The sequence below is a fragment of the Chitinophaga sp. genome (assembly GCF_039596155.1).
GTDB lineage: Bacteria > Bacteroidota > Bacteroidia > Chitinophagales > Chitinophagaceae > Chitinophaga.
In genome coordinates this window covers 189,296-213,644 of record NZ_JBCNKF010000010.1, presented here as the reverse complement: position 1 = coordinate 213,644, position 24,349 = coordinate 189,296, and the positions used below count along the sequence as shown (strand labels likewise).

16 protein-coding genes and 1 CRISPR repeat array are annotated in these 24,349 nt (G+C 39.3%); all 16 genes read left to right on the top strand.

What is annotated here, in order from left to right; translation table 11 throughout:
• Positions 1-450 precede the first annotated feature (450 nt).
• The 16 genes from cas6 to ABDW33_RS12510 all read left to right on the top strand — a co-directional run bounded on the left by cas6 (position 451) and on the right by ABDW33_RS12510 (position 24,341).
• Positions 451-1,107 carry a CRISPR-associated endoribonuclease Cas6 gene (cas6, locus tag ABDW33_RS12585; protein WP_343690421.1) on the top strand — a complete coding sequence of 219 codons (657 nt, stop codon included), beginning with the start codon at positions 451-453 and terminating at the stop codon, positions 1,105-1,107.
• 5 nt (positions 1,108-1,112) lie between these two features.
• The gene (locus tag ABDW33_RS12580) at positions 1,113-1,685 is read left to right on the top strand and encodes a hypothetical protein (RefSeq protein WP_343690420.1); all 573 of its coding nucleotides are present in this window, start codon (positions 1,113-1,115) and stop codon (positions 1,683-1,685) included.
• Positions 1,685-3,823, top strand: a complete 2,139-nt coding sequence (gene cas3 / locus ABDW33_RS12575; protein WP_343690419.1) for a CRISPR-associated helicase Cas3' — start codon at positions 1,685-1,687, stop codon at positions 3,821-3,823. Before ABDW33_RS12580 ends, cas3 begins: the two co-directional genes overlap by 1 nt.
• Before the next feature lie 12 nt (positions 3,824-3,835).
• Entirely contained in the window at positions 3,836-5,122 is a 1,287-nt protein-coding gene (locus ABDW33_RS12570) for a hypothetical protein (RefSeq protein ID WP_343690418.1), read from the top strand.
• Positions 5,123-5,132: 10 nt separating this feature from the next.
• On the top strand, positions 5,133-6,191 hold the full coding sequence (locus ABDW33_RS12565) for a hypothetical protein (protein ID WP_343690417.1): 1,059 nt from the start codon (positions 5,133-5,135) through the stop codon (positions 6,189-6,191).
• A gap of 59 nt (positions 6,192-6,250) precedes the next feature.
• Positions 6,251-6,787, top strand: a complete 537-nt coding sequence (cas4, locus tag ABDW33_RS12560; protein ID WP_343690416.1) for a CRISPR-associated protein Cas4 — start codon at positions 6,251-6,253, stop codon at positions 6,785-6,787.
• Positions 6,784-7,788, top strand: coding sequence for a type I-B CRISPR-associated endonuclease Cas1b (gene cas1b / locus ABDW33_RS12555; RefSeq protein ID WP_343690415.1), 1,005 nt, complete (start codon positions 6,784-6,786; stop codon positions 7,786-7,788). Before cas4 ends, cas1b begins: the two co-directional genes overlap by 4 nt.
• Positions 7,789-7,798: 10 nt before the next feature.
• Positions 7,799-8,062: a CRISPR-associated endonuclease Cas2 gene (gene cas2, locus ABDW33_RS12550; RefSeq protein WP_343690414.1), complete on the top strand. Its 264-nt coding sequence runs from the start codon at positions 7,799-7,801 to the stop codon at positions 8,060-8,062.
• A 207-nt stretch (positions 8,063-8,269) separates the two neighbouring features.
• Positions 8,270-12,319: direct repeats of the CRISPR family, unit length 30 nt; unit sequence GTATTAATCGCACTATTGTAGAATGGAAAC.
• Positions 12,320-14,131: 1,812 nt separating this feature from the next.
• Entirely contained in the window at positions 14,132-14,371 is a 240-nt protein-coding gene (locus ABDW33_RS12545; protein WP_343690413.1) for a hypothetical protein, read from the top strand.
• 78 nt (positions 14,372-14,449) lie between these two features.
• Positions 14,450-15,646 carry a DUF4221 family protein gene (locus tag ABDW33_RS12540; protein WP_343690412.1) on the top strand — a complete coding sequence of 399 codons (1,197 nt, stop codon included), beginning with the start codon at positions 14,450-14,452 and terminating at the stop codon, positions 15,644-15,646.
• 10 nt (positions 15,647-15,656) lie between these two features.
• Positions 15,657-16,124 (top strand): hypothetical protein, encoded by a 468-nt coding sequence (locus tag ABDW33_RS12535; RefSeq protein WP_343690411.1) that lies wholly within the window; start codon positions 15,657-15,659, stop codon positions 16,122-16,124.
• A 12-nt stretch (positions 16,125-16,136) separates the two neighbouring features.
• Positions 16,137-18,344 carry a hypothetical protein gene (locus ABDW33_RS12530; protein WP_343690410.1) on the top strand — a complete coding sequence of 736 codons (2,208 nt, stop codon included), beginning with the start codon at positions 16,137-16,139 and terminating at the stop codon, positions 18,342-18,344.
• An 11-nt stretch (positions 18,345-18,355) separates the two neighbouring features.
• Positions 18,356-21,049, top strand: coding sequence for an outer membrane beta-barrel protein (locus tag ABDW33_RS12525; protein ID WP_343690409.1), 2,694 nt, complete (start codon positions 18,356-18,358; stop codon positions 21,047-21,049).
• Complete coding sequence (locus ABDW33_RS12520; RefSeq protein ID WP_343690408.1) at positions 21,046-21,816, top strand: GLPGLI family protein; 771 nt, start codon at positions 21,046-21,048, stop codon at positions 21,814-21,816. The genes ABDW33_RS12525 and ABDW33_RS12520 overlap by 4 nt, the downstream gene beginning before the upstream one ends.
• Positions 21,817-21,828: 12 nt before the next feature.
• Positions 21,829-22,782 (top strand): signal peptidase I, encoded by a 954-nt coding sequence (lepB, locus tag ABDW33_RS12515; RefSeq protein ID WP_343690407.1) that lies wholly within the window; start codon positions 21,829-21,831, stop codon positions 22,780-22,782.
• Positions 22,779-24,341, top strand: coding sequence for an O-antigen ligase family protein (locus ABDW33_RS12510; RefSeq protein ID WP_343690406.1), 1,563 nt, complete (start codon positions 22,779-22,781; stop codon positions 24,339-24,341). The genes lepB and ABDW33_RS12510 overlap by 4 nt, the downstream gene beginning before the upstream one ends.
• Positions 24,342-24,349 lie beyond the last annotated feature (8 nt).

Below are 24,349 nucleotides of genomic sequence, written 5' to 3'. Positions count from 1 at the left end.
TCTAAAAGTCCCTTTGGGAGTAGAAATTCCATCAACTGTCTATAGCTCTGATCCAAGTTTGTTGCTTCTTTAATGAGTTGCAAAGCAACAAATTTTTAGCATTCCCCCCAAGAATTCAACTTGATCCGAAATGAGCACATGAAGGATCAAGTTGAATTCCTATAGGATTTTTGTGTCAAGCATAGATTTTAGATAAACTGAACAGAAAGAATCCTACATCTCTAACCCCTCTTACCGCCTTTCACTATCTACTCGATTGACCGCACTTTTTTATCTCCATTACTATCCCAAATACTGGTTGATAAAATTCGATACGTTGCATAGTTATCCCTTATAAACAACCGGTTAAAAGTTGAAGTATGTTCCTCGAAAGTAAGGGCCGCGAAAAAGGGGATTTTTCCTATTTTAATATATAGAAATAAAATCCACCTTTGAATTACAATTAAGTTTATGAGGTTACATTTAAAGCTATTATCAGGAGGCCCCCACGTTCCTTTCAACTACCAGGTTTATCTTACAGGAGCAATTCATAAATGGCTAGGAAAAAACGACCATCATGGTTCTATGGGCATGTATTCCTTTTCATGGTTAAAAGGAGGATCAGCTAAAAAAGATGGATTATGTTTTCCTCAAGGCGCTACATGGGAAATTTCTGCATACCATTCAACATTTTTAAAACAACTTATTAACGGCATACAGCAGCATCCTGAGATAGCATTTGGATTGATTGTAACAGATGTTACCATAAAGGAAACACCCAATTTCCCTTCATCTCAAACATTCTTCGTTAATAGCCCAGTACTTGTAAAAAGAACCATAAATAACAAAGATTATCACTACACATTTGATCACCCGGACTGTGAAAAGATGTTAACCGAAACATTGCAACATAAATTAAATCTGGCTGAATTACCATCTGCAGGTGTGAAGGTGAAATTCCAGACAGACTATCCTGCTGCACATACAAAAGTTATTTACTATAAGAGTATTGGTAACCGGGTTAATATATGTCCTGTTATAATAGAAGGTACGTCAGAGCAACTCGCTTTTGCATGGGAAGTTGGTGTGGGGAATAGCACAGGAATTGGTTTTGGAGCATTAAAATAATCTTTATGACTTTCTATGTAGTTAAATACACAGGTCCTTTTGGCTTTATCAAACCATGGACTGCAGTAAGAGACAGTAAAACTTTCAGCCAACAGTTTTTGACGGCTTCTACACTTGAAGGTATTGAAAAGAAGCTTTTCCCGGAACAATTAAAAGAGATTGGTATAAAAAAAATCGCCCGGTACAGGCTAAGCTACGATTCCATCAATTTACAGCAGGAAGTAACTCAGACAAGAGGGTGGGAATATAAAAAGCAACAGTCTTTAATGGTCAGGAATCGTTCGATTTTGGATCGCGGGGTAATGTTATCTCCCATGCTAATGCTTGCATTTTCTGACAGGCAGGATGCAGAAACAGCGGCTGAACAGCATATCTGTCTTTGCAGGAATGAGGACATTCTATTACCTGAGCCAGAGATATTACTTTTTGAGGAAGAAGAATTTAACGATATATGCGGCTTCGAACTAATTTTTGGTGAAACAGATGATTCGTTCTTAACAGGATTTAACCGCTTCGACAATAATATGACCATGCATGGAAGATTAATTGTAATTGGACGCCCGGTAAAAAACTGCTGATGTTTACATTTGACCATCTATTAGCAAAAAGTGAGAAGTATGGAAAGCTGACATTGGTCCAGCATCTTTCGGATGTAGCTTCAATTGCAAGAATGGTAGCTAAAAGCATGCAGCTGGATGAAGAAATCGCGTTTAAGGGAGCTATACTTCACGACATAGGAAAGACAAGTGATCAATTCCAAAAGACACTGGATAAAAATTTCCATCGTCCACCGGGTTATATTTTCCGGCATGAAATAGCATCTTTGTTTTTCATATCATTGATCGAGGGGAAAGACAAACCTGCAATAATAGATATGATAGTAGCGCATCATAAATCCATTTTAAATGATAACCGTAGCCTTGGATTGCTAGATATGACGGATAATATGACGGACTGTTTTGAAAAACATGCAATTGGTTTTTCATTATGGTCGCCCATTGCAATGGAGATTTTATCCCATTTTGGATTCCCGGTTAAAAGTATCTCAGAGCAAGAAGCCAGGCAAAATTTTGAATTTGTTGTTGAATATTGCGAGTCAAAAAGATATGGATATTCAAAATGGAAAGGACTTTTAATTGCAGCAGACCATTTGGCATCAGCAATGGAAGGAAGCGTTGATAAAATATTGGACAAATTGTTCATTAAGCCTGATCTCGATTTTTACAAACGACAAACAGCCCTTTATCCCCTCTCTATGATTCCCGGAGACAACGAATCTCGGTTTACGCTCGTCAAGGCACCAACCGGAGCAGGGAAAACTGACTTTTTGTTAAAGAGGTGCGCAGGTAGAGTATTTTACACGTTACCATTTCAGGCATCAATAAATGCCATGTATGAGCGAATAAAGCTTGACCTGGCTAATACAGCCAGTCAGATTCATTTACTTCATGCATCATCATCATTGAAAATAGAAGGGAAAGAAATTGAAGAAAAAATACTGCAAAAGCATATTGGTGCATCAGTAAAAATCCTGACACCACATCAGCTGGCTGCGCTTGTTTTCGGTACGAAAGGATACGAAGCATTGATAGCAGACCTGACAGGTTGCGATGTTATCCTTGATGAAATACATACCTATAGTGAAATTACACAGGCGATTGTCTTAAAAATTGTCGATATCATCTGTTCATTAGGATGCAGGGTACATATTGGAACGGCGACAATGCCTACGGTATTATACAACCGATTGCTTGAAATAATGGGAGGGGAAAAAGACGTTTATCAAGTAGCGTTGCCAGATGACGTCCTTGATACTTTTGATAGACATATCGTTTTTAAAGTTTCTAAAATGGAAAATCTGGAAGAGATTATCGACCATGCGATACATGATAACAAAAAATTACTGATTGTTGCTAACAGGGTTGTCAACGCACAGGAAATATTCAAAAAAATTTCAGCGAAATATCCGGATATAGAAAAAATGCTTATCCACAGCAGATTTAAAAGGGGAGAAAGAAGCAATCTGGAACTCAAACTAAAAGAACAATATAATAACAGTCCGCATCCATGTATTGTTGTAGCAACCCAGGTGGTGGAAGTTAGCCTTGATATAAGTTTTGATATAATGATAACAGAAACGGCACCCATTGACAGCTTAATACAAAGGTTTGGAAGGATAAACAGGAAACGGACAACCTCGACCATAGGCACTTTTAAACCTGTATATGTACTCGCACCACCAGAAAATGAACGGGATGCTCTGCCCTACAATATGGACATTCTTAAAAAAAGCTATGAGGTATTGCCGGATGGATTCGTACTACATGAAAGGGATGTTCAGCGCCTGGTCGATTTTGTTTATCCTGAAATTGCATTTACAAACATTGATCTGAATACGGTTTTTAATAATGGGAAATGGCGAATTAAGGAACTATGTCATCACGCCCGATCCGCACTTCTTGAGATATTGGATATTGATTCAGTTGCAGGTGTTCTCGAAAGTGACATGGCCGCCTATGAGAGAGGAAAACATGAAGAACAATCAGCATTAGAAATTCCCTTATCATACAGATCAATCGCTTTTAATCAATTAACAATAGCTACTATTTCTAACAAACCATACATTATACCAGACAAGGCATATGACAACGAATTGGGGTATCTGTCATTATTTGCGAAACCCGAATATTACGACGTTACATTACGGTTCCTATAATTAATTATTCATATGATAGCAGTCAACATTGGCAGAACATTTTTAAAGGCCTATAATGAAAGGTATCAAACTAATTACTCTGCTAAAAAATTCTTTCTTGAGAAATATTTTCCTCTTTTCTTTGATGCGGAAAAATACATGCAATACGTAACAAATTCTCCGTTTGTACAGGGATTGAAAAAGGGTACCCCTCCTACTCCCACAGAAAGACAGCAACGATTAGCCGCTTTTATTGAGAAAATCGACCGTAATGATCCGGACGCTAGTTTTGCAATTGGATTTCCATCTATGGAGATAACTGCAACGACATCTGGCCAACTTACGGATATTTCTCAACCCTGGATAAAAGAGGATGTATATCTTTCCTGGATAGGCAGTGGGCTTGGAATAGGTATACAAGGTGGACTATCTATATTTTTCAACAAAGGAGAGTTACTGATGGATCTTTATGAGGGCTGGAACATATACAGAAAATTTCTGCATACAATACCCTTACTAAGAGGTAATCAAATTAATACCTGGAATGGGCAATGGATTGCCCACCGTTATGATCATCGACGTTATGACCCATCAGATCCTACAACACAGTTTAATGGCATAAGTGCGATGAAAGATGGTGGATTGGAAATCAGCACACAATCCTGGATAGCTGTAATGATCGGTATTTCCCGTAAATGGGGTGATCTACAATTAACGGGGTATGTTTATAATCTTGGTCAAACCAACACAACCATTGGTTTTATACCATTTAAAATTCCACAGATAAAAAGACCTGTTGAGCTATATGAAAAATATTTCGGGACAACCAGTAAAGCAGAAGTTGACCAATTATTTGGTACTGCGTTTGGTTTTACAAAAGCATGTCAAATGGGGGTCATTGGTGTAAGTGCCATGGAGCCAAAAGGACTACGTGAATTTATTGAGCAGGGTAAAAGTCCTGTTTATAATGAAAAAGATGAAAATAAAAAACTACACTTCCAAACACATCAAATTTGGTTATTAGCTATGTTAAACAATGAGCAGTTATGGGAACAGGCAAGAAACTTTGCCCTCCTCCTGAACACATATGCATTAAGCAGTGATAAGGGTAAAAAAGATAAAACGAACCAGGTTAAAACGGTATTAACTGCGGTGAATCAAAAACAATTTTTGGAGAGCCTTATTACCATTGTCGAAGAAGCTAGTGATAAAGATGCATATGCAGAAATGGCAAAACTAATCCATGTAATGCCGAAGGACAATGTTCCCTATTTCTTAACACTTATACGTTTTCATTTTGCAACCATAAGTAAAAATTAAACTCAGATCAATGAAACCTTACATTTTTTTAAGAGCATTAAAGCATGCAGAGCATACAGTATTTGGTGTACAGGATGGGCAGAAAACCTATTATGATGCTCAGTTCGGTCAATATTGTGCATATTCCAGCGGCCAACAGGTAAAACGCTCCATTCTTGAGGAACTGACATCCCTTTTACACGTCCCGATGGCGCCCGTGACATTTAATTATAATATCACTAAAGATAAACAACTGGAAAATAAGGAGCCCTGGTCTCCATGTGATCCTTCTTATGTAGACCAGTTAATTGGTGGATGGATGCGTGCTGGTGATGGATTGACCGTAAAAAGGAGAAGTCCATTGTCAATATCCGCAATGCGGCCATTACATCCTTTATTGTCAGGCACCGTAAAAGAAAACATTACATTTGACAGGAGTAACCGACCAGATAATAACCCGGTAAATGTAAGAATGGCTGGCAGCGAAAAATTGCTATCAGAAGAAGAAATAGACAATTATCTCACTTCCAATGGCCGTACCTTACCACGCAGGAACTGGATACCTGACAACAGGAGAGCACAGGGGCTTTTTGTATATGATATTGCCATTGACCTTCGTACCCTATTTTCTGTATCAACGAACCAGCATGAGCCTGAATTGAGTAAGGAAAAAATCGTTGAACTAAAATCAAAAGGATGGCTGGAAAGTGAAAATACATTTGGTAAATGTTTGACGCTACCAAAAGAAGAACGTGAAAAAATAATTCCTGCGTTGGCAAGTGCATTACTTAACTGGAGGATTACATCCAACCAAGCCCGAACTTTTAGTTTAATGGAAACGCTGGCAGTGGCTATCAGCGACAATGCGAGCACACTTACCGGAGCGATCCGGGCAAAACTGATAGATGATGGTGATAGACCAAAGGCAAAACCCATTATTGATGGAACTGCCGGTGCTGCTATCTTTATTACGCTTCCTTGTGCAGGTTACATTGCTACAGAAAATGAAAGTGCAGATGCGCTTATAAAAGCAGAAGAAAAATTAATTGAAAAATTAAAGACATTTAACTACGAAAATCAGTTACCATAAATCCTGGTAACTGAGACATATATTACCTTCTATCATATTACAATCTGATTATCGGTCTAATGTTACAAATTAACGCTACTCATATTAATTACTTCCATGTGTGTCACCGTAAGCTCTGGCTTTTTTGTAATGGTATAAACATGGAACACACTTCAGATCTTGTTTCAGATGGCAAATTACTGCATGCTGTCAGTTATCCTCAGCGGGCTGAAAAGCGAAAAGAAATTGAGATTTCTGCTTCAATAGATGAAAATATTGTGTTGAATGGTAAAATTGATTTCTTTGATGCAGTAGGGAAAGTTATTCACGAAACAAAGAGAAGTGATAAGATTGAAATAGCTCATGAGTGGCAGGTGAAATACTATATATGGCTTTTTGAACTGAATAATATTGCTGGCGTTAAAGGAATTATTGAATATCCCAAACTACGCATAAATAGTGATATTAGTTTGACTGAAGGAGATAAACGTTATTTGGAGGAGGTGGTAAATATGATAAATAAGATTAGAATTAATGAGGTTTGCCCGCCCCTGATTAATAGCAAAATTTGCCGTAATTGTAGTTATCATGACCTTTGTTATGCAGATGAAATATGAAAAAGTCTTATTATCTTTTCAATCCGGGACGAATGAGCCGAAAGGACAACACACTGAAGTTCACTGCTATTGATGAGCGAGGTGAAGAAGGGGAGTCTCGGTTTATACCCATTGAAAATGTTGATAATTTGTATGCATTTGGTGCATTAGATGCTAATAGTTCATTATTTAATCTTTTAGGCAAAGAACAGATCAGTGTTCATTTTTTTGACTTCTATGAACATTATACAGGTAGTTTTATGCCAAGAGACTATTTACTCAGTGGAAAAGTTTTGATTGCTCAAACTGAATATTATAGCAAACCTCAGAAACGCATCAAAATAGCCAAGAAATTTATTGAAGGTGCAGTATTTAACATATTAAAGAACTTACGCTATTATAATAATAGAGAAAAAGATACATCCATCCAGATTGAAAAAATTGAAAATTTAGCTTTACAAATTGCTTTTTCAGAAAATATTGAGACTTTAATGGGTATAGAAGGCAATATAAGGATGACGTATTATGAATGTTTCGATTCAATAATCAATGATTTCAAAATGGGTAAGCGCGCTAAACAACCTCCCGACAACGAAGTTAACACCTTAATTTCCTTTGTAAATTCCCTGTGCTACACACTTTGCCTTGATATGATTTATCATACTCAATTAAATCCGACCATAAGTTATTTACATGAGCCGGGATATCGAAGATTCTCGCTTGCATTAGACCTCGCTGAAGTTTTCAAACCTATCCTTTCGGATCGATTGATATTTGCATTATTCAATAAGAGAATTATTCAGAAAAATGATTTTGATTTTTCATTGAATGGCTGCTTATTAAAGGAGAGCGGAAGAAAAAAAGTGGTAAAAGCATGGGATGAAAAATTAAACGAGACTATTAAGCATCGAATTTTAGGTAGAAATGTGAGTTATAAACATTTAGTAAAATTAGAATGTTATAAATTAGTTAAACATATTCTAGGTATGGAAGAATATAAACCTTTCAGGGCCTGGTGGTAAATTAAAAACCATGTACATTATTCTTTTTTACGATATCAAAGAAGAGCGGGTAGGAAAAATGTTAAAATTATGCAGGAGGTATTTAAATTGGATACAGAATAGTGTATTTGAAGGTGAATTGTCTGACGTAAAATTAAAAGAATTGGTAAATTATGCGTTAGAAATAATTGATACGGGGTATGATAGTATTATTATTTTTAAAACCCGCCAGGAGAAATGGCTTGATAAGCAAGTGATTGGTAGGGAACGGAATGATTTAAATAACTTTATATAGTTGTCGATCAGGTGTTTAAGGTGATTAAATTATTTCAGGTTAATCCAATATGAAATTGAAACGATTTGCTATGGCGGTTTTTATGATGTCGTCGATCTAAGGGGGAAATCGTACAATTAGGCATAGACGATAATTAGGGGTATTTTTTAAGGGGTTTAGGATTACAAAGCCTTGTGAACAGGCTTTTTTCCGGGGAATTTATGACGGGTATTAATCGCACTATTGTAGAATGGAAACGAAGTCATCATCAATAGGGAGAAACACGCCGTTCAGGTATTAATCGCACTATTGTAGAATGGAAACTACTAAGGAATGATGATATCGACCTGACAGATATCAGTATTAATCGCACTATTGTAGAATGGAAACAATATTGGAAGGACCAGAGGTATCTACCCCAATACGTATTAATCGCACTATTGTAGAATGGAAACGTAGCGTATACTGTGAAATTGATCTGCATTTATTCAGTATTAATCGCACTATTGTAGAATGGAAACTGATTATTTTCTCCTGGTAATTCACTGGCAGCGTTAAAGTATTAATCGCACTATTGTAGAATGGAAACAGAGGGCGAAACGGTATGGATGAAAGGGGAATACGTGTATTAATCGCACTATTGTAGAATGGAAACTACTTTAAGGAATTCGATCCGGATCTGATTGAAAGGTATTAATCGCACTATTGTAGAATGGAAACTTCGTAGCGTTTAAAGTAACATCATAGGGGTTATTTAGTATTAATCGCACTATTGTAGAATGGAAACTTAAAAATTTATCAGATGGCTTACGACGTTTCAGCCGTATTAATCGCACTATTGTAGAATGGAAACTGTTGAATGACCTGCATATTTCAAGCAAAAGATCCCGGTATTAATCGCACTATTGTAGAATGGAAACCAGTTTACCCATGATGAACTAAAGGCGGAATTGGCAGTATTAATCGCACTATTGTAGAATGGAAACATCTTAGGACCGGCCGATTGTGATTGTAGGTTATTGTATTAATCGCACTATTGTAGAATGGAAACATTTTCAAACCTTGACGGATCTGACAACGCATCAGGAGTATTAATCGCACTATTGTAGAATGGAAACAGTAAATAGTCTTGTTCGTTCGCTGTATGCCACATAGGTATTAATCGCACTATTGTAGAATGGAAACGTCGTTGGATAAGAATAGCTAGCAATGGCACTACCGGTATTAATCGCACTATTGTAGAATGGAAACTTGATTGCATCATTATAACCTGACTGCATAAATTCAGTATTAATCGCACTATTGTAGAATGGAAACTACTAAACGAATAAGCCACGTTGCGCTATTGAAAGGTATTAATCGCACTATTGTAGAATGGAAACTAGACTCACTCGCGTTCTTCGAATCGATCATTCAGCGTATTAATCGCACTATTGTAGAATGGAAACTATATTGACTCCGGAGCGGCAATAAACGGTATTGGTGTATTAATCGCACTATTGTAGAATGGAAACGGGAGATGCGCTAACGCTGCCCGATGACGTAACGCGGTATTAATCGCACTATTGTAGAATGGAAACTGTCATAACTGAGATTGATGGTAGTGATGCTGAAGGTATTAATCGCACTATTGTAGAATGGAAACTTGTAGCAGGATTCGTTGTTGACGTTAATAAGCTGGTATTAATCGCACTATTGTAGAATGGAAACGGTAAAGGCGGATCCGGTGTTGCCGGTCGTTGGATAGTATTAATCGCACTATTGTAGAATGGAAACGAGCTTTTAAGCATTTCGAGCGCAAACGCTTTAAAGTATTAATCGCACTATTGTAGAATGGAAACCAGTATAAAGCCTGTTGAATTCTTCCTGGTCAATAAAGTATTAATCGCACTATTGTAGAATGGAAACTCTCATTGCTATTTGCGAACTGGTTTTGCCGCCGAGTATTAATCGCACTATTGTAGAATGGAAACAATATATTTCAGATATATCCCCGGAAGCGAGTTTGAGTATTAATCGCACTATTGTAGAATGGAAACTTTTAAAGGGGTTATTAAGCTGCCTCAATCCGGATGGTATTAATCGCACTATTGTAGAATGGAAACGTAGTAGGCATTCTGAGATAGGCTCCTCACCTTACGGGTATTAATCGCACTATTGTAGAATGGAAACTTGCAAGTTGAACTATATTTCCCTCTGCATCACCGGTATTAATCGCACTATTGTAGAATGGAAACCGTTATCTTCTTTATGAGCTGATCAAATACATAGAGTATTAATCGCACTATTGTAGAATGGAAACTTGTCTGACGAATAGGAGAAGTATTGAGACCCCTGTATTAATCGCACTATTGTAGAATGGAAACTTTTTAACTACTGCTGTAAATGTCGATACTTCAAATGGTATTAATCGCACTATTGTAGAATGGAAACTCTATCTTGCTTATCGGTATCAGCCAAGGCGCTACTGGTATTAATCGCACTATTGTAGAATGGAAACATACAGGGGATTCGGCCAACTCGACACTTACCCTTGTATTAATCGCACTATTGTAGAATGGAAACGCGATCAATACCAGGAAGGCGAAGAAAGCTAAAAGGTATTAATCGCACTATTGTAGAATGGAAACCATTACCTCTTTCGAATCAATAATCATAATCATTGTGTATTAATCGCACTATTGTAGAATGGAAACGAATCTAGTGTAATCATGCCATCCCCAACTGATGACAGTATTAATCGCACTATTGTAGAATGGAAACGGGGCTGGGTTGGGGGTTGATGGAGACGTAACATTTGTATTAATCGCACTATTGTAGAATGGAAACTATCATTACTGCATGCATTTGACTCGCTGGATTACCGTATTAATCGCACTATTGTAGAATGGAAACAGTATTTTTGTCATTTTATCGATTAAAGGCTGTCTTAGTATTAATCGCACTATTGTAGAATGGAAACTACTAACGAGATAGTGCCAGATAGCCGTATTAAGTGTATTAATCGCACTATTGTAGAATGGAAACGGAGATAGGAAATTATTAAATGTGCTGCTTGCTGAGTATTAATCGCACTATTGTAGAATGGAAACTGAAGGGAGTGAAGCAGAGAGCTGCTCCACTTCTTGTATTAATCGCACTATTGTAGAATGGAAACAAACTTCCCCAGGAAGATTGCCCGCAGGTGAAATGGTATTAATCGCACTATTGTAGAATGGAAACACGACTGACAGGGGATGTGTGGTCTAAATCTTCAGGTATTAATCGCACTATTGTAGAATGGAAACATCTATGTGCTGTATTCGATGCCATTGATCGCGCTAGTATTAATCGCACTATTGTAGAATGGAAACAAAGATGAACAGACTAAAGATCATTTGTTTGTGGAAGTATTAATCGCACTATTGTAGAATGGAAACGTGATAAATACTAATTCGGAAAGCAACTTAGCAAATGTATTAATCGCACTATTGTAGAATGGAAACTAAGTATTTACTGGTTGATAGGTTTGGGCATTTAAAGTATTAATCGCACTATTGTAGAATGGAAACTTTAATTGTAAACACATATTTTAATAGTCTTTCAGAGTATTAATCGCACTATTGTAGAATGGAAACTTCACGCATCGAATCTCCATTGGAGAGACATTGAAAGTATTAATCGCACTATTGTAGAATGGAAACATATCAAAATCTTCAGCGTCCGCGCTGGCATGAAATGTATTAATCGCACTATTGTAGAATGGAAACGAAACTAAAGTGCAGCTAAAGTATTGGGTTGATCAGGTATTAATCGCACTATTGTAGAATGGAAACTTATCTGAAAGAATATACGAAGGCTATAGAGACGCTGTATTAATCGCACTATTGTAGAATGGAAACGTATCTGATTCGATGGTATCAAACAATTCCTTAATAGTATTAATCGCACTATTGTAGAATGGAAACTTGCTGAAGAGGGAATTATCTGTAGGTATCTTGGGAGTATTAATCGCACTATTGTAGAATGGAAACTATTGACTAAAAGCAACGAAATAACTTCCGTCGTTAGTATTAATCGCACTATTGTAGAATGGAAACAATAAGAACCTTTTTTCTTCACCGATTCATTTATGTGTATTAATCGCACTATTGTAGAATGGAAACACAGATTATTCCCATCTGCACAAAACGCTCTTTTACTGTATTAATCGCACTATTATAGAATGGAAACATGTTTAGAGGCACCCCAATTCGCCAGGAACAAATCGTATTAATCGCACTATTGTAGAATGAAAACTACCGTGTTTTGATTGTCTAAAACGGAGGGCATTGGGCTAACCGTAATGGCGCATACCGGTCGAGTCAAAAACGGCGATATTGGACCCAAATGAGCAGAAATAACTTGTCTAGACCACCAATTAAGATTCCACTTTTTAAAACGAAGGTTATTGGCCTCAAATAAAGTTCACAATCATCCAAAGCAGAGATTGTCGCGCCAGATTTATCAATAACCGTACTAAAAAGGAAGTTCTTGGGCCGTTTTCCATAATTTGCAACAGTCTTGTACCTAAAAGACCAATAGGTATATAGCGGGTCAAAGAATCAATGTCATGGAAGTACGTACATTAATTTCATTGAAACAGAAGAGCAGGAGCAATCGATCGCTGATTACATTAAGATCAACTGTAAGACTGTAGACAGTTATGATGCCTCCGTTTAAAGCATTTGATTTACCCCAGTAAGTCTAAAACAGGTAGAAGACGCAGAACTTGCAGATCTTTTTACTGAAGATAGGCAGACAGAAAAAGAACGCTATGAGACACTGGCTGTTACTTCAGTCACATTGAAAAGGAATTTTTGAATCCTGGTTATTGTGTGGAGCATTACACCGGGAATACGTCTTAAAGCACTCGGATGTATAGTTATACACAGTCTTGATGGTCCATACGACAGAGGAATAAAAGGAGTACGCCGGAAGGAATATAATGACATAAAGTCGGCGAAAAACTGTATGTCGACTTTTGTGATGATAAACTCTATATTGACAAAACTACAGGAGAACTAATAGCTGTAGAAGTATTTATTGCAATACTGCCTTGCAGCCGATTACCATCATAAAACTATTAGCCTTAAAGAAAAGAGCAGACCTTATCAATTGTTTACCTACCTGTTTATAGCTCCCGGGGGAGTTCTTCAGACCATCGTATCTGATAATCTCAAAAGTGCGGTGAGCAAGGCACACAAATATGCACCACCGATCAATAAAACATTTCCGATTTTGCACTTTTCTATAGTTTTTTTTGCGGCAGGTCCTTTCCACTCTCATCATCCGATAAAGTATCAATTTAACACGCAATGGAGCTAGTATGATAACGTATTTACTACCTACTATCCCACCATACCATTTTCTCTTGAATAGCTTGATGCTAAGATCTGCAATCTGCTGATCACTTTTAATGACTACCTTTTTGCCCATGGAAGTACAATCCGCCGACAACAATTTATTGATACCGGAAAGAAGTGATTGCAATCCCTGCCACCCGGCCCTTATCACATACGACAATACAGCAGAGCTAAGGTGCAGGAAAAAGTTTGTGCATAGACAGACAAGTGTCGAAGTAATAAAACATACAATAAGATGATTCCTTTTCAAAACATGCTATAAACCAGATCATCTCATTCATTATTACTACTGCTCCAGAACAGCAATAATTGTCAGAAATAACTTTATTACTTGTTTAACTAACAATTATTATCTATATTTATTAGGATTCTTAAGTGATGTAATTTTTCATCCTCTTTAAAAGATTCATGTTGAACCCGTAATTCCATGCTGATCTGTGCTAAAGGTAAGTAGCGTTCCACAAAAAAGGAGACCCTGTGTTAGCCTCTCCCATTAATGATCAATTCAAGTAATAAAGAAGTTAATATTTCCTTAACCATAAAACTATTGCCTATGGTACAATAGCAAGAGAAAGGAGGTCATTATTTCAATGATTATGTGCATCTGTATTGAAGCACACGAGGTATTATTTGCGATAATATTCCTCCCGAAAAATATCGCAACAAAGAGAAATAACCCTACTATTCATTTAAAAATGTTACCCACATGAAAAAAAAGATCTATGGTGCTCTCGGCGTAGCAGCACTGGCTATTGCAGTATTCTTTACTACTAAAACGTCCAGCTCCGCATCTGACATCTCCTTGTCAAACATGTTTAAGATCAATGCAGCAAATGCTGAATGCTGCAGCACTCCTATTAACAACGGACGTTGTTCTTTCACAGGCAATTGCTTTGGTAACCCAGGTGGTCCGGTTGATTGTGATACCACAAAAGGCAGCTGCTAATTTTATTTAGATAAAAAGGCTATCTGTCCGGTAATTGCTGGCAGATAGCCATCCCGGTCACCTTCAAGTAAAGATGCTATGCGTAGGAAAATACCTATCATTTATATCGTCGTGTCCAGTATTTTCATGTCCTGTCAATCAGGTCCTGAGATTACCATTAAAAATGAAAAAAAAGGCAACCTGAAAGCTACCAAACGCCTGGAAATAACGGAAGAAAAACAATTCCCGTTAGATAGCCTTTCTGCCCCACGCCCTCCATATATTGAAATATTCAGCGACAGTAGCGGAGACAGCCAGCTTGCTATGCTCAGCGGATTTTCAAAGAATATTTTTATTTACAATTACGACTCTTCCAATAGCCCCGTCCATAAAATCCCTATTGGAAATGTACAGATCCCGCTTGCATTTCACATCAAAAACATGGATTCCATTTATGTATACAATGACCAATTCCTCGAAATGGACCTGCTGAATAACAAGTCTGAGATCGTATCAAAAATTTCACTGGTCAATAGCACCAATTTGAAAGATCTCGCCTGGACATTTAAGTATCCCCAGTATATGCCTCACTCTGTGAATAAAATGATTGAACATGAAGGCAAGCTCATATTCCCCGGACAATACATCTGGACAATTCCCGACACAATCGTGAAAAACTTTAAGTTCGCCACAGCTATTGATATGAACAGCAATCAGGTAAGCTTTTTGAACAAATACCCGTATGATATATATGGTCATGGATATGTGTGGGATGAGCCAATATATACAAACGTATACTATCATATGACACCTGATAATAAAAAGATGATCTGTAGTTTCCCCGTGTCACATGATCTATTCATTTATGACATGGAATCCAACAAGGAGCAGGTTGTATATGGTGGCGGTAACGGAGCTGAAAATATCAGCTCTATGGACCCCGCGCAGTTCAAATCCAAAACAGTAGCTCCCAAGGAATATATCTACCGGCAATCCTGCAAATCTGACCTCTACGCGGGCATATTGTATGATAAGTACAGGAAAGTGTATTACCGCTTTTTAAGAAAAGGTATTCCCGATGGAGCCCGGTTCAAATGGGAAAATAAAAAAGTAAATGTGATCGTCATGGATGAAAACTTCAATTACCTGGGTGAAACTGAGATCGGCGATATGAATGAATTCTATCCGGACAATTCTTTTGTAACAAAGGAAGGATTGAACATTGAATATGTAGATCCTAATGACGTAAAAGAAGAATTCCTGCGGTTCAAAATTTTCGCGCTAAAGAATATTTAAAACTATTATCATGAAAATAAGACATATCGCATGTTACATAATGGCATCTATGGTTATCTTATGTTGTTACTCATGCAAGAAATCTGATGCAAACCGGGAAGATGAGATCATCGCAACCGGGATAAAGGAAATCAAATTGCCTTCTCAATATAACTGGCTGGTTGTTCTACCTGGACTTGGCTGCAGAGGTTGTATACAGGAAGCCGAAGCTTTTATGAAGACCTACGTAGAGAAGCCCAATATAATGTTTGTGCTGACGAAGGTGCAATCCATGAAAATCCTGGAGCAAAAGATAGGAAAAACGCTACATGATCGCCAAAATGTTTATATTGACAAACAAGGATACTTTGATATCCCGACTAACAATACTATTTACCCATGTATTGTACAACTGGATAACGGCAAACCTGTACAACACCAGTTTCAATCACCGGCAAACGGTCAGGCATTCCAGTTGCTAAAAACAAAAATTGAGTAAGAAATTTCACGAATGAAGGTCCTTTTCAACTTCTTTTTTATCGTTAACCTGATCTGCAGCGGATCTAAGGTGTATTCCCAACCGGGCCGGGTATTGATGGATAGCCTGGCCCGGAGAATGAACATGTCCCTTTTTAACGAAAGTATCTACCTGAACAGCGATAAGGATATCTATATAGCTGGTGAGAATCTGTGGTTCAATGCATTTGTGATGGACAGGCAGTCTTTTGGGCTGTCTGAGACAGATAAGATCCTTTACCTGGAAATCATGAGCCTGAATGGTGATACCGTGATATGGAAGGAGATGTATCCTGTTGTACACGGTGTATGTGCAGGTCATGCTTACCTGCCAGTGGATCTCAGGAAAGGCAGATATTTATTAAAGGCGTATACAGGACATTCCTTCACCCGGGATCAACCTTATTTTTTTGCCACAGCTACTATACAGGTAGTGAAAGACCCCAGGGAAATCAGCAATAACTGGAAAGAAGCCCTTGATAAAACTGCACGTATTGACATTTTTCCGGAAGGTGGACAGCTGGTGAGTGGTGTGACCAATACGGTGGCTTTCAGAACTGAAAGCTCATCTGGAAAGGGTAAATTGCTTAAAAACGGGGTTGCCATACAAGATATTGAAACGAAACAGGACCATATTGGTGTATTTCAATTCACGCCGGATGCACAAGCTACTTACAGTATTCAATATGGTGGACAGGAGCAGCAATTGCCTGCTATTCAAAAAAATGGTATTGCGCTACACCTGTTACATAACGGGAAAGACAGCATTGCTTTCAGTATAGCTGCCAGTGGCTGGCAGGGCAACGTACTATTAAGACTACAGATGAATGGGGCCCTGCAGATGATAGGCGCCGGTGTGCTGCGTGACAAGCTGGTCATCAAGATACCGGTAAGCAGCCTCCCTGCCGGCATCGCTGAAGTCAGCCTTTTTGATGAGCAATTTCAGGTACTTGCCAGCAGGCTGGTATATGTACATGCCGGGCGAAAAATGCATGTTCACTTTAGTGGACTGCAGGATACATATGGGCCTAAAGGTATGGTGACTTTGAAAATGACCACTACAGATGAAAATGGGAAACCCATACCGGCAGCTGTAAGCGTACGTGTATATGACCGTTTGTTCGGCGACGCCAGGAGGAACAGGGATCTGACAAACTTCTATTATCTGACCTCGCTTTTAAGGGACACCCTTATTAATCCCGATCATTATTTTGACAGCAGTCCCCCCCTATCATTGGATACGTTGTTACTAACAAAGCAGGCGATACAATACAACCTGAGTGAACGCAACCTGAAAGAAGATATGCCAGTATTGCCCGATAGCCTGTTGTGTACAGCTGTAGCCACTCATGGAACTGATAAAAAGCACCCTAACCTATCCCTGCTTTTCTTCAACTACAATAAAAGTGTGAACCAGGTAGGTATGACCAATGAAAAAGGACAGTTCTTCCTGAGACAGGAAGAGCTATCTGTTGGTCAGCGCTTCTTTATCAGGTATTTCTCGGACAAAGAGTATGTACTGCTGGTACCCAGGCCATTTGATACTATTATGGCCATTGAATCAAAACGGAAGCCGGTATACTTTCTCAATGAGCGGCATCTACTACCCGGAGACGGCGGTAGTCGCCCCAACATGCTCCAATATGGTAATATGCTGAAAGAGGTGATCGTAAGCTCCAAAGGGCGGGATTTTAGTGATACTTACCTTGGATTCCTGGACAGCATCGCAAAGTTCGAGGCCAATACCGACTTTGTAGGTGCATGCGGCTGGTTGAATTGTCCTGCTTGCGGGAGTGGCAAAAAACCAGTGGAAGGTGTCGTTTACTCCGAACTAAAAGATAATAAAAAGACACTTGTATCGGGTCATCCTTTTTCATTTGGTCCTGATGACTATACAAAGCAAGCTTATCATTATCCGAAATACACAGAAGAGGAACTGCTAAAAAAATTCAAGATGATTATCACAAAGGGCTTCTGGCAGCATGCTCCATTTTACCATCCGGATTATGAAAAGGAGGATACTAGGATAAATGATACCAGGAATGTACTATACTGGGATCCGTTGGTTGTAACAAATGAACATGGTGAAGCGACGATCCGGTTCTATTGTTCTGATATAAAAAGCAGTTTTGTGGGGGTAGCAGAAGGGGTAGCAGGAAACGGATACGTGGGTACCGGTACTTTCAATTTTTCAGTCAGATAAACGGTAAGAATATGCCAGGAAGGTGCCTGCTGATATATATGTCTATTCTCTTTATTTCTGTGCAGGTCATGGGACAGTCCTTTGCGATAACTGGTGTATTGCAGGATACAGGTTTACACCGTCCGCTCTATAACGGATCGGTCATATTGTTGCATGCAAAAGACTCATTTATCGTGGCAGATACTCGTGCTGACCAGGACGGTCGTTTTATTTTCAACGGAGTAAAAGATACGTCAATGTATTTATTGTATTTTTCTTATCCCGGCTATGTAGGGTATTGGTACCGGGTAGATGCCAGTCATCCGGATATAGGTACAGTCAACCTCTTTAAAAGGGAGCGATTGCTGAAAGAAATCGTGGTAAAGGCAAAGGTTGCCAGTATCAGGATCATCGGGGATACGACGGAATATGTAGCGGATAGTTTTAAGGTACAACCCAATGCAAATGTAGAGGACCTGTTGCGGCAGCTACCCGGTCTGCAGATCGATCAATTTGGAAATATTACGGCGCAGGGCCAAAAAGTAAAAAAGGTACTGGTAGATGGAGAAGAGTTTTTCAGTGATGACCCTACGCTTGTAACACGGAACCTGCGTGCAGATATGATCAGCAAAGTGCAGGTATATGATAAACGATCTGATGCAGCTGTATTCACAGGAATAGATGACGGGGTGAAGGATAAAACGATTAATCTTAAAATTAAAGAAGATAAGAATCATGGCATATTTGGGAAAATGGATGCAGGTGCAGGAACTGACGAACATTATGATGCACAGGGTATGTTCAATGCTTTTAATAAAAAGCGTAAAATGGCAGTATTTGCCACTACCGGCAACATTGGCAGGACGGGCTTAGGCAGTGCTGATAAACAAAAGATAGGATCGGGAGATAACGATAACGGGACTTATACCGGCAAAGGATTGCCAACAGCTACCAGCATGGGCGCCCATTATGATAATGCCTGGAATGATAACGGCACTTCCTTCAATGGCAATTATACCTATAACCTCATGAAGGTAAATGGTGAGGATAGGATAATATCACAAAACAATCTGCCAACGGGGTTGATCCTGGGTAATACTTACAATAAATTTGATAACAGCTCCATTCGCCACGCCGGCAATGGGAAGTATGTATACCGGATAGATTCGACTGCAACACTTGCCTCCTATGTAAATGGTGTGGTCCTGGACCAGACTTCCAATAGTGAGGGTTCAAATACAAATCTGAAAGAAGATAGTTCTTCTTTTTATGACAACCGGACCAGGGATCATAATGACTACCATTCCCAGTCGTATACAGCCAATGTATCGCTGGAAAAAAGGTTAAAGGCAGGCAGCACTGTTTCCCTTTATTTCGACAATAATTTCTCCAATGATCGTGCAAGTGGTGCGAACTATTCTATCAGTACTTTCTATGGTAACAATAACCTGCCAGACAGTACTACTATACTGGATCTGAAAAGGTATATGAATGATGACTGGCGTACCCATACACTCAAAGCATATTTTACTTCTCCCCTGTCAAAGCAACTGCATATCGTGTTCAATTACGAAGGAGGCAACAGCTACAGTAATGATGATAAGCGATCACTGGACCCTGATAAAAATGAAAATACCCGGTTTAGTACAAAAAGAACAAGCGATGTCTGGTCGCATCAGGCAGGTGTAGCACTCAATTTTTCTACTGCCAGATTGATTATCAAAGCCGGTAATAATATCCAGGCCATGCGGATGAATATAACCGAGGAACTGGACCCTATACACTTAAAGCGACAATTCCTGAACTGGCATCCCAATGCCAGTATGCAATACACCATTAAGCCGTACAACGTGATCAATGTCAGCTATACGGGCAACAGCACCACGCCTGAAAAAACTCAGCTATTACCGATGGCTTATAATAATAGTCAGCTGGTGACCTGGCTAAGGAATCCCGGACTCAATAACAGTTTTACACATATCATAGGTGCGGGTTACAATTCTTCACAGGTATCTGCTAATACTTATACTGGTATCAGCGGCAACATCACCTTGAATAGCCGTCCTATTGTGCAGGACCTGCATGTTACTTCTGCAGGAGAATACATTTATCAGTATGTTAATATCAGTGGGTATACTAATAGTAACTATAATGGCACTGCTTACTTCTCAAAAAAGATAATAAATGTACAAACTGTATTTGCATTATTTGGAGATGGTGGTACTGCTTATAGTTTGATAAATGACAGGGTGAACAAATTGCGTTACTCCAGCTACAGTGCCGGCATTGAGCTATTCGGATCTAAAGTAAAGGTTTATAGCATGTACCTGATGGGGCGTGCCGGGTATACGATGAATCAGTCTTCCCTGCAACCGGATAGCAAGAATAACTACTGGTTTATGGAAGCTAAGCCTACGTTGGATATCTACTTCATGAAGCGATTTCAGCTGCATACTGATGTGAATTATTTATGGCAGGAAAAATCACAGGCTTTCAGTGACAATTTCAGCCGGGTGATCTGGAATGCATGGATTGGCAGGACATTTTTGAAAAATGATCAGCTGACGGTTAAAATATCCTGTAACGATATATTAAATGAGAACAATGGTTATTCCAGGACGGCAACTAATACATTCTTCTCAGAAGAGCGGTATACCACTATACAACGTTATTTTATGATTGGCGCAACGTGGAGTTTTACCCGGTTTAAAACAATAGCGCAATGAGGTATTTCTTTTTAACAGTTTCGCTCTTATTATCTGTTCAGCTTTCTGCACAGCATTCCTCTTTTATGCGGAGTGGTAAGATCCTGTTTGAGCGAAGTGTAAATAAGTATACAGCAGTTGAAAACTTTGTCAGGGAAACAAGTGGCTTACCGGCAAATGACATTTATAATTACATGCAGGCGTTCAGGGCGGGTGCTGCACAGTTCTGGACCAGTTATTTTGAATTACGGTTTGACTCGACACATACCCTATATCAGCCACAGGACCCTAATTTGAAATACCCGGACGATTTTTACGTCCCCGTAGCATACAAAAACAAGGTGTTGAATAACCTCACTTCCAGAGAATCCTTTACGGTCAGACAGGCATTTGATAAGACTTTCTATGTAAAGGATACGATGCGACATATACGGTGGAAACTGACCGAAGAAATGCGTGATATAGCAGGTCACCAATGCAGGCGGGCAAATGCTTTAATAGCTGATTCTATATATGTGATCGCCTGGTATGCCGATGATATCCTGACAAAAGGAGGGCCGGAGTCATTTAACGGATTGCCGGGTATGATATTAGGTGTAGCTATCCCTCATGAGCACATCACGATATTTGCGCAGCAGGTGCAGGAAGAAGCTATGACTACGTTGACGTTACCCGAACAATCCAGGGAAGATGTATTGACGCATGCTACTTTCCTGGCCCAAATAAAGAAGATGTTGGCCCAGTTTAGACTGAACTATTCATGGATGAAATTTTTTATCGCTATGTAATTAATGATATAAATGAAATCATTGTTTATTGCCTATGCATTACTCCTTGCGGGACTACTCATACCGGTATGTGTTGGTTTATACTGGTTGTCGGGTATGCTTGCCATTCCATTTACCATCATACTGGGCTGTGAATATATATTTCGCCGGAAGCCTGCGATGCGCTTTATATGCAGGCTGGTACTGGTACTCGTATATGTACTTATCTGCAAACTGTTTGTATTTGACATCTTCCAGGTGAATAGCGGTTCTATGGAAGGCACCATCCTGAAGGGGGATGTACTGCTGGTGAATAAGCTCGCATATGGGCCTATCAGTTTACAACCGGAAGATATTTCATGGGTAAAACTTTTTCACAAGGGTCAACATAAAGACGTCGTGGACAGGAAGCGTGGTTATGAAAAGATCAGGCGGAATGACGTATTCATCTATGAATTGTTCCCAGGGTATTTTGTTGTAAAGCGATGTGTGGGATTGCCGCTGGATACTGTCAGGATTAACAATGATTCTGTGTATATCAACAACCAGCTGTCAGGCTTTCCCAGGGATGGATACCAGCAATACAGGGAGCGGTTTCGTGACAGGTCGGGAGTAAAGAAAGCGGTGTCAATAATTCCTGAATCTGCTATAGACTCCGTGAATATTGATTCAAATGTGGTCATTGCCAATATTGCCAGGTCCCAGTTGTCCGGTGATGCGATAGAAGTGGAACGGCTGCCCAATAAGTTACTGCAGGGAAAAACACCTTACTTCCAGCCCGGTGTATGGACAATCAATAATATGGGGCCACTCATTGTTCCACATGGTCATTATTTTATGATGGGAGATAACCGTCCTTACTCTGAAGATTCGCGATATCTGGGTTTTATACCGGAACAGCATATAGTGGGGAAGACAGTCATTGTATTGTATTCTTATGGTGATAACGGATTTATCTGGAACCGTTTATTTAAAAAAGTATTATGAACTTTTTATTTGCGGAAGGTATCGCTTTATTATTCATGTTCCGCTGTTTAAAGTGGAACGGCCGGTTTGCCTTAACGAGGATTGACGTGATCTTCTCATTGCTGGTAATGTATGTCATCATCAGGAGTGAATTGCGGCTCACCTTGCGGCTTGTAGATGTGATGGCACTGTCAGGATGCTATGTACTCTTAAGGAGAGCCCCTTTACGTTTCTTCATCTATATGTTTTATGGCATCGTTGTATGTGGTATTATTGAGTCTTCATATGGGTTATTACAGTTGTATGATGTATTACCTGCTGAAGGACAGTTTAAGTTAACAGGACATTTTTTCAACCTGGGTGCGTTTGCTGCTTTTATAGCATGTACTGTGTGTATATCTATAGTGTTATTATTATTCTTCAAGGGGAAGCGGTATCAGTTCATTCCATGGGTGAATGTGGTATTGGCTGTTATTGTGCTGCCAGTGACTTACAACAGGACGGCCTGGATCATCTGCGTGGTAGTCGGTCTGTTTCTATTTCTATCCAGGCGAATATGGGTGTTGATGATTGGGATGGTAATATTGACAGGCACCTATTTTATAAAAAAGGATTCTGCTGATGGCAGGATGCTGATATGGAAAGTAACGATGGATATGATTGGTCAGCAGCCGGTATGGGGTGTGGGATATGACCGGTTTGCTGCAAAGTATATGAACTACCAGGGAGCTTACCTGGCAGCGAGGGGTAGTAATGAGGAACGGCAACTGGCAGACAATGTGTATTATGCTTTTAATGATCTATTGCAAGCGACCGCTGAACTGGGTATTATCGGAGGTATCGGTGTACTGGCATTGCTGTATTGCTGCTTTAGTATCAGGCGGGGAAAGCGTTTATTATGGGCTGGGCAGGGAATTGTGTTGGCGTATGTGATTGCAGGATTGTTTTACTATCCTCATTTCATATTATCACTGAAGGTGGTGGGGGTAGTAGGATTAGCATTATTATCCAGGCTGGATAAGCGGGTATATCAGGGCAGGATACCTCCCCTTGTGCTGATAGTACCCGCCATTGGCATGATAATATGGATACTGCCATTGCAATGTGGCTATTACTACTGGGGAAAGGCAAAGGTAGCTTTCGGGCAGCAGCAGATACACCGTAGTCTTGACTATGCCAGAAAAGCCACGCCTGTGATGAAGCAGAATGGCGAGTTCCTGTCTGAAACAGGGAAGAGCTATATGCTGGTAGATTCACTGGATGAGGCAGCGGCATATATGAGGCAAAGCCAGACGTATTTAAACAACACGGTGATTGAGACAAACCTGGGGATCATCAGCTTGCAAAAAAAACAGTTTGCCGATGCAGAAAAGCATTATAAGCAGGCTTTATGTATGGTGCCCAACCGTTTCTTTACAGAATTCCTGTTATTGGAGCTGTATACAAAGACTCATGAAGACAGGAAAGCCTGTGAGCGTGCTGACATTATATTGCATAAAGATATGAAAGTATACTCATCAGCTGTGCGGGAGATATTGGACTCTGCGAAACACTATTACGATCATCATTGTAGTCAATAAAAAATTCC